The 7671-nt window shown below is 60.8% G+C and carries 7 protein-coding genes; 1 reads left to right on the forward strand and 6 read right to left on the reverse strand.

Annotated elements, in window-relative coordinates; genetic code table 11:
- From VFI82_13470 to VFI82_13490, 5 genes are all read right to left on the reverse strand, one after another.
- Nucleotides 1-1666: CPBP family intramembrane glutamic endopeptidase (locus tag VFI82_13470; GenBank protein HET7185694.1), on the reverse strand; the 1666-nt coding region annotated here is incomplete at its 3' end.
- A gap of 91 nt (nt 1667-1757) precedes the next feature.
- Nucleotides 1758-2372: a hypothetical protein gene (locus tag VFI82_13475; protein ID HET7185695.1), complete on the reverse strand. Its 615-nt coding sequence runs from the start codon at nt 2370-2372 to the stop codon at nt 1758-1760.
- A gap of 196 nt (nt 2373-2568) precedes the next feature.
- Nucleotides 2569-4344 (reverse strand): DNA polymerase/3'-5' exonuclease PolX, encoded by a 1776-nt coding sequence (polX, locus tag VFI82_13480; GenBank protein ID HET7185696.1) that lies wholly within the window; start codon nt 4342-4344, stop codon nt 2569-2571.
- Between the two features lie 181 nt (nt 4345-4525).
- Nucleotides 4526-4738, reverse strand: coding sequence for a cold shock domain-containing protein (locus tag VFI82_13485; GenBank protein ID HET7185697.1), 213 nt, complete (start codon nt 4736-4738; stop codon nt 4526-4528).
- A 242-nt stretch (nt 4739-4980) separates the two neighbouring features.
- A complete protein-coding gene (locus VFI82_13490; protein HET7185698.1) occupies nt 4981-5568 on the reverse strand; it encodes an NUDIX hydrolase in 588 nt (195 codons plus the stop codon).
- 106 nt (nt 5569-5674) lie between these two features.
- Between VFI82_13490 and VFI82_13495 the strand changes: the two genes are divergently transcribed.
- Nucleotides 5675-6538 (forward strand): DUF2520 domain-containing protein, encoded by an 864-nt coding sequence (locus VFI82_13495; GenBank protein ID HET7185699.1) that lies wholly within the window; start codon nt 5675-5677, stop codon nt 6536-6538.
- A 43-nt stretch (nt 6539-6581) separates the two neighbouring features.
- Here the strand turns inward: VFI82_13495 and VFI82_13500 are convergent, their stop codons facing one another.
- Nucleotides 6582-7274, reverse strand: a complete 693-nt coding sequence (locus tag VFI82_13500; protein ID HET7185700.1) for a response regulator transcription factor — start codon at nt 7272-7274, stop codon at nt 6582-6584.
- Nucleotides 7275-7671 lie beyond the last annotated feature (397 nt).

A 7671-nucleotide genomic window follows, 5' to 3' on the forward strand; every position in this document is an offset into this window, starting at 1 on the left:
CGCGGTTTAATAGCGGTTCATCAGGCTCAAACCCTCGCCGCGCCAGGTAGAAGCCCCCGGAGATGATCAATGGAACCAGTGCGCCCGCCGCCACCAGCGCGCCCGAGGCGCGGAAGTACGCATTTCCGGAACGCAGAAGAAACAGGCTGATCAGCGCCGCATCCACCGTGTAATGCCAGACCAGCGTCGCCAGGATTCCATAGCGCAACATGACCACGCCGGCAACGATCCCGATTAATCCGACCTCGATGCCGCGAATGTACCCAGGCTGCTGCGGATAGGCGGAGTGCAGGAATCCCCAGAAAAATGCCGGCAGCACCACTGCCAGCACGCGCGACTTGGTGAACCGCATGAGGAAGGGAATTGCGAACAGGCGGAAGAGGAACTCCTCGCTGGTGGCCGCGTACACCCCGATGGTCAGCGGGTACAGCCATGGAAAATGCGTGCTCAGAACGTCGGTGTAGGGAATTTCCTGCGGCGCCCACACCCCGACCCGGCTGCCCAGCATGTAGAAGAGCACGACAAACCCGATGTGCCCAGCTGCCATTCCCAAGCCGACCACGCTGGAGCGGAAGAACTCCTTGGTGCGAATTCCCGGCAGCGTCCACGCCGCATTCAACCGCAGTTGGTCAGGCTGGGAACTTCGATATAGCGGCTCGGCGGCAGCCACCGTCAAGGCCACCAGCAGTCCCAGCGCCAGGCTCCCCGCGGCCGCCTGCACCAAGTGTAAAAGTACGAACGAGGAGTAGGAAGAATTCGTGTCGTATCCGGCGCGCGTGACCGGCCAGTTGTTCGCCGTCATCGCGAAAAACAGCACTGCCAGCACGATGCCGAGCTTCAGCGCCCCCCGCCAGCGGATGATGCCGCGCCTGCCCAGATCGAACAGCACCCACAGCATTCCGCCGTTCAGAAATAAGTATGGGATCAGGGCCATGCTGCCGTAGAAGGTATTGCCCGACCGAAGCTTCTGATAGCCGCGCCGCCATTCTTCCGGCACTTTCAGGAACTCGGCGGAGCCTCCTGGGCGGTCGCCTTGCAGGCTGACGCGGAGCCGGTAGGGCGCGCCGTTTTCACGCGCCGGCGCTTTGAAGCCGCGCCGCTCCCAGGTGAAGCTCCAGTCGCGGCGGTTCGGACGGTCGATCGAGTTGGCTTCCGCCGGGAGGTAATCGTAGTCGGAGAAGTCGGGATATTGCGCGCGCGCGAAGGTTTCCGCTAGCGTTTTCGCCGCTTCGCGATCGAGTTTTGCCCCTGCCCGCGCCTCCTCGATGGTGTGGGAAAAGTCAACCACTCGTCCTCCGGGGCTAACGTGGACGTGGAACTCCTCCTGCTGCTGTGGCCGGAAGAATCGTACGTCCCACGCCCACACGCTGACCGGTCCTGCCATCAGCTTGTTCGCCTGCTCCAGGCCGGCTTCGCGCTCCAGGTACGTCTTCGCGTCTTCGTCCACGTGGAAGACAATGCTGCTCTGGTAGCCGTCGACGGCCATGCCATTGCCGGCGAGAAAGTTGCGTGCTGTCTGCTGCGCCTCGCCCTTGGACACCTTCAGGTTCAGCGCCGCTTCCGGAAAGGCGGCGTGGAAATAGCGGACGGCGACCAGCGCTCCGACAATGCCGATCACAATCCAAAACAGCAGCGTCCTGAGGTCTTTTCCTTCGAGGCGGGACAAAATTGGCTCCGTTTGCCGGCAGGCGGATTGCAGGAATCGTATGCTGCCGGATAACGCGAGTCAATAAAAGCGGGGCAACTTCGGCGCGATCTTACTTCGTGAGCACCACGGCTTTCTGATCGTAGGGCTGAATGGTGAGGGTCAGCGACTTGCGCTTGTCGAAGGTCTCTTTGTTGACAGGAAAGCTGAAGACCATCGTCCCGTGCTGCTGGCCGCCGGGGGCAATCTTGGCCTCGGGCAGCAGCGCCGGCTGCGCGTTTTGCTTAAGATCGGGAAACGCCTGGTAATAGCGATCCACATCCACGGCGGGCGCGGCCTCGTCACTGAAGTCGCCCTTATCGGTCTTCACCTGCGCCTTGATGTCGTGGATCCAGAGCGGTTTCTGGCCGGTGTTCTGCAGCGTCGCGTTCACCGCCACCAGCACGTTGTCACTCTGAATCTGGACCGCGTTGATGTTGTCTATGGTCGCCTTGCCCTGCGGCTTTACCTTCGTCACCCACGAAAGGATCCCGACCACGATGCCGACGATCACCAGCGCCACTACGACTGGCTGCCACGGCGGAAGCGTCCATTTCGCCTTGTCGAACTCCTCCTCCATGGGGACGTGGGCGCGGTCATAATCTTCCACGTCCTTTTTCACGGGCTGCGGCTTGCCGGCCTGGGGAGGATTCGGAGTGGGGCTCAGTTGTGCGTTGTTCTCCGGCATAAATAATTCCTCGGTTGTGAGATGCTGAAAAGAACTGGCTAGTGGCTAGTTGTTAGCGCTAGAAACCATCTCATGTTCGTGAAGAGGGCAATCATCTTTTCCCTCAGGGGCTAAAGCCCGCATCATTGACGGCTCTGGGCGGCACGGCTCAAGCCGTGCCCTACCCAAAACCATTTATGAGATAACTTGTAGCTTACTAACCACCAGCGACTGGCCAGTGTTTTTTCATCGCTCTCGCGAACTCTTCCGTCGGCAATGTGTTCAGCACGTCCGCTTTGGTTAGCCAGGCTCGGCGCGCCTGCAAGATCCCGTACTTAATCTTCTCCATGTGCGTGGTGTGATGCGAGTCGGTATTGATGACGACTTTCACCCCGCGCTCTTTGGCCATGCGCAGGTGGCGATCGCACAAATCGAGGCGATCGGGATAAGCATTCAACTCCATCGCGACCTTCTTGCTCGCTGCCGCGGCGAGCACCGCTTCCATGTCGAATTGGTAGGCATCGCGGCGCAGCAGAATGCGCCCGGTGGGGTGGCCGATGAGCGACACGTGCTTGTTGTCGATCGCCTTGAGCAGGCGCTCGGTCATCTGCGGGGACTCCTGGTTGAACGCCGAATGCACGCTGGCGATGACGATGTCCATTTCCTCGAGCACGGAATCGGAGAGGTCGAGCGAGCCGTCGGCGAGGATGTCCACTTCAATGCCGGCGAAGATGCGGATGCCGTCAGACTTCTGGTTGGCCCGGCGAATCTTCTTAATGTGCTCGAGGGCGCGGCGGTCGTCGAGACCGTTGGCGAAGGCGAGGTTCTTGGAGTGGTCGGTGATCGCCATGTACTTGTAGCCGCGGTCGCGCGCCGCGGCGGCCATTTCCTCGATCGTGCACTTGCCGTCGGTTTCGACGGTGTGCATGTGAACGTCGCCCTGGAGGTCGCGCTGCTCGATCAGATGGGGCAGGCGATGCTCGAGCGCAGCCTCAATCTCGCCGCAGTTTTCGCGCAGTTCTGGAGGAATGCAGTCCATGCCGAGCTTGGCGTAGATCTCGTCTTCGCTCTTGCCGGCGATGCGCTTCTCGGTGTCAAGCTTGGCCAGGCCGTATTCGTTGAGCGTGTAGCCGAGCTTGAGAGCGCGCTGGCGAAGCGCCACGTTGTGCGACTTGGAGCCGGTAAAGTACTGCATCGCGGCGCCGAAGGATTCCGGCGGCAGCAGCCGGACGTCCACCTGCATGCCGTTGCGGAGCTTGAAACTGACCTTGTTCTCGCCGCGCGCCAGGACGTCGATGATGCCCGGAAAACGCACAATTTGTTCAATGACGTCATTGCGCTGCTGCTGGTGCCCGCAGCACTTGCCGGTGATGAGGATGTCGAGATCACCGACCGTCTCGCGCCCCCGGCGCAGAGAGCCGGCAGGCGTGATCTTCTCCACGCCCGGCAAATGCGACAGGTGGTCGCTGAGCTTTTGCGCGATCGTGTCCGCGTCGTCGAGGCAGAATCGGCCGGAAATGGCGCGATAGTTCTCGATCGCCTTAAGGATTTTCTGCTCCGCCTTTTCGCCCATGCGCGGCAGTTCGCGCAGCTTGCCGGACCGCGCCAGCCTCTCGACACCTTCCAGGTCGGCGACCTGGTGCGCGCTCCATAGCAGCGCGATGGTCTTGGGACCCAGGCCCTGGATCTTCAGAAGCTCCAGCATCGAAGGGCGATATTTTTCCAGCAGCTTGGCGTGCACCGAGACGCGCCCGGTTTCGTAGAGGTCTTTCAGGTGCGCGCTCATTCCCTTGCCGATGCCGGGAATTTCGAGCAGCTTCTTCTGTTCCGGGATAAGCGGCCAGATGGGCTGGTCAAGGCTTTCGATGGCTTCCGCCGCACGGCGATAGGAGCGGATGCGGAAGGAATCGTCGCCGTTGATTTCCATCAGGTCGGCCGTCTCGTAGAGGATGGAAGCGATGGCGCGGTTGTCGAGAGGGCGTGTCTCCGGCACAGCCAGATTTTATCCCCCCGGGGATCTTTTTGCCCCAGCACGCTTCCTTTTGCCGTCGGCCGCCGACTATCTTCAGCTTCCACTGCCTGTACGATCGGCACACGGATGGGTGTAAAAAAGCAAGCCCAGCCGCGGGGCTGGGCTGATCGAGCGAACTTGGTGATACGGAAATACGGACTGCTTAGGCCGACAGCTTGGTAACGTTCCCGGCCTGCGGACCTTTCTGTCCCTGGACAATTTCGAACTCAACTTCATCACCCTCCTGAAGGCTTTTGTACCCTTCCGAGGAGATGGCGCTGTAGTGGACGAAAACGTCTGGTCCATCATCGCGGCCGATGAAGCCGAATCCCTTTGCGTTGTTAAACCACTTTACTTTGCCTTTGATACGAGCCACCTTTCTCTTCCTCCGTGCGAAGCCGGCACCGCGTCCCAAGTACGCGCCGCGGTAGAGAAGCCCATCTATTGCTTAACTCCAACTACGACGGAGAGCTCGGCTTGCTAGCGCCACGCCTTTCCTGGCAGAAGGGAAGCTTGGGAATGGGTTAATCAAATTCTGAGGTAATTTGAAGATGTTGTCAAGAGAGTTAATGGATGAAAACGCTGTATTTATGCGGCGATGGGCTGCTGCCGGCCGGGCTAACCCGGTTTTGAGTGTCTTGCCGCCGATTTCGCCGGTTGGCGGAGTTGCGCCAGCCAGAGTACGGCAGAGATGGTTTTGCCGTCACGGATGGCGCCGCGCATGACCATGGTTACGAGCTGCGAAAGAGGGAACATACGGATGCGGATGTACTCGTCTTCTTCCGGCTTGGCCTTGCCGCGTTTCAGGCCGGTGGCAAGATAGATGGCCATGGTCTCGTCGAGGAAGCCGGGGCTGGAATAAAAGAAGAGCGCACGGGACCACCTCGCCGCGGTGTAGCCGGTTTCCTCGAGCAACTCGCGCTTGGCGCCGGTAAGCTCCGACTCGCCCGGATCGATGCGTCCGGCGGGAAGCTCCCAGAGGTAGTCACCGGCGGGATGGCGGTACTGGCGAGCCAGCAGGACGCGCAATTCCGAGCGCGAGTCATCCGCGGCCATGATGACGATGGAGCCGCTGTGGCGCACGACGTCGCGCCGCGCCACGATGCCGCCAGGTTCCTGGACGCGATCGGTGGTAACGTGGAACACGGGACCGCGATAGACGATACGGGAAGAGAGAACCTTGGCTCGCTTGCTCTGGCGTGGCATGACAAACAATATAAAGGCTTCCGCGTTTCTCGTTTCACCTTTCCACTTGCCCGGACTGAAACTTGAAACTTGAAACTTGAAACCACTATGCTGCAGCGGCCCTATCATGCGCACCAGGAAGCCGACAATCGCGATCATCGGGCCGGGAAACCTCGGCAGCGCCATGGCCCGGGCGCTGCACGCGGCAGGGTATCGGGTAACGGAAATTGTTCATCACGGCAAAAACTCCGCACGACGAGCGCGGACATTAGCGCGAGAGGTGAAGGCCCGCGTCGTCCATGCCAGTGAAGCGAGTCCAGCTGCGGACATCGCCTGGATCTGCGTGGGAGATTCAGCGATCGCAGCATGCGCTGCCGAACTGGCGAAACGCGGCGGCTGGCGAGGCAAGCTCGCATTCCACTCCAGCGGCGCGCTGGGCAGCCGGGAGTTGAAGGCACTTCAGAAAGCCGGGACAGCGGTGGCGTCGGTGCATCCCATGATGACGTTTGTGCGCGATGCAACCCCGGAACTGAAGGGCGTAACCTTCGCCATCGAGGGAGATGCTCGCGCGGCGCGCGCGGCGCGACAGATTACCCATGATCTTGGCGGTCGCGTGGTCAAAATATCGGTCGCGCGCAAGCCGCTTTACCACGCGCTCGGAGCATTTACCTCGCCCCTGATCGTGGCCACCATAGCAGCGGCGGAGCGATTGGCGAGGAAGGTCGGATTGGACAAAGCTACTGCGCAAGCGACGGTCGGGCCCATCCTGCAGCAGACCGTGCGCAATTATCTGAAGCAAGGGACGGCGGGCGCGTTCAGCGGCCCGTTGGTTCGCGGCGACGTCGAAACGGTGAAGCGACACTTAAAGGTATTGCAGGCGGACGCGGAGGCGAGGGCGGCATACGTGGCCCTGGCGAGGAGCGCAATGAAGAGCTTGCCGGTCAAGAACAAGAAAGAGATTCGCAGGCTGCTGAAGAAACACAGTGGCTAAGGGCCGATAACAAACAGATCTCTCGCTGCGCTCGGGATGACGGTCAACGGGGCGCCTCGAAGCGGTAACCGGTTCCGCGCACGGTTTTCAGGTAACGGGGCTCGTCGGGATTGCTTTCGATTTTTTCGCGTAGGCGGCGGACATATACGTCCACCGAACGGGGCGTGACGAACGCGGTATCGCGCCAGACGGCATCGAGCAGTTGATCGCGAGTGAAGACGCGCCCGGCGTGACGCGCGAAATAATCGAGCAGGCGAAATTCGGTGGCGGTGGTGGCAACATTGTCGCCGCGGACGGTGAGGGTCATGGCGCTGGAGTCAATACAAATGTCGCCGACCTGGTGCGCGCCCGAGGGCAGCGGAGGCTCGAAGCGCCGAAGCACGGCGCGGACGCGGGCGACAAGTTCGCGCGGGCTGAAAGGCTTGATGATGTAGTCGTCAGCGCCAAGCTCAAAACCGCGGACGCGGTCGGATTCACCTGCCTTAGCGGTGAGGAAAATGATGGGCGTTGCCGCGAGCGTTTCCGATCCGCGGATCTGCTCGCATAAGCCCAGGCCGCTGCCGCCAGGGACCATGATATCGAGCAGGAACAACGCAGGGTGGTACCTGGCGGCGTCGGCAAGCACGCCGGTCGTAGCGCTGAAGGAACGCACCAGGTAACCGGCGGCTTCAAGATGGTGGCGCACCAGGCGCAGGATGTCGGCGTCGTCTTCGACCACAAAGATCTGCTGTTTCACTCGCCCCTAGTTTATCCGGGAGGTAGGCGGGATTCTATTCCAGTGCAGTCAATTCATGGAGAATTCATTGTTCTGTAACAAGGCGCTAACAACTACGCGGCGTCATCTTCTGGAGTCCGGGCGCCGATGTGCGCCACCGTCTTGGACGACCTTGATATCCGGTGCTACTCAACCTTAGGAGTGCAGCACCACGCCCGGGGGAGGCATCTTTCAGGGGGGATGGAGTGCGCAGGCCATATGGGTGGCATGAATGGCCAAGAAAAAGGTTGGACAGACCGACGTCAAAAGGGTCAACCGTTTTGTCGATTCGTTATGTGGTCTTTACAGTCGAATCGCCCGCAGGCTGGGAGTGGACCGCTCCTACGTTAGCCGGGTCGCAAAAGGGGAGCGGCGATCC

The sequence above is a fragment of the Terriglobales bacterium genome (assembly GCA_035691485.1).
Taxonomy (GTDB): domain Bacteria; phylum Acidobacteriota; class Terriglobia; order Terriglobales; family Acidobacteriaceae; genus JAIQGF01.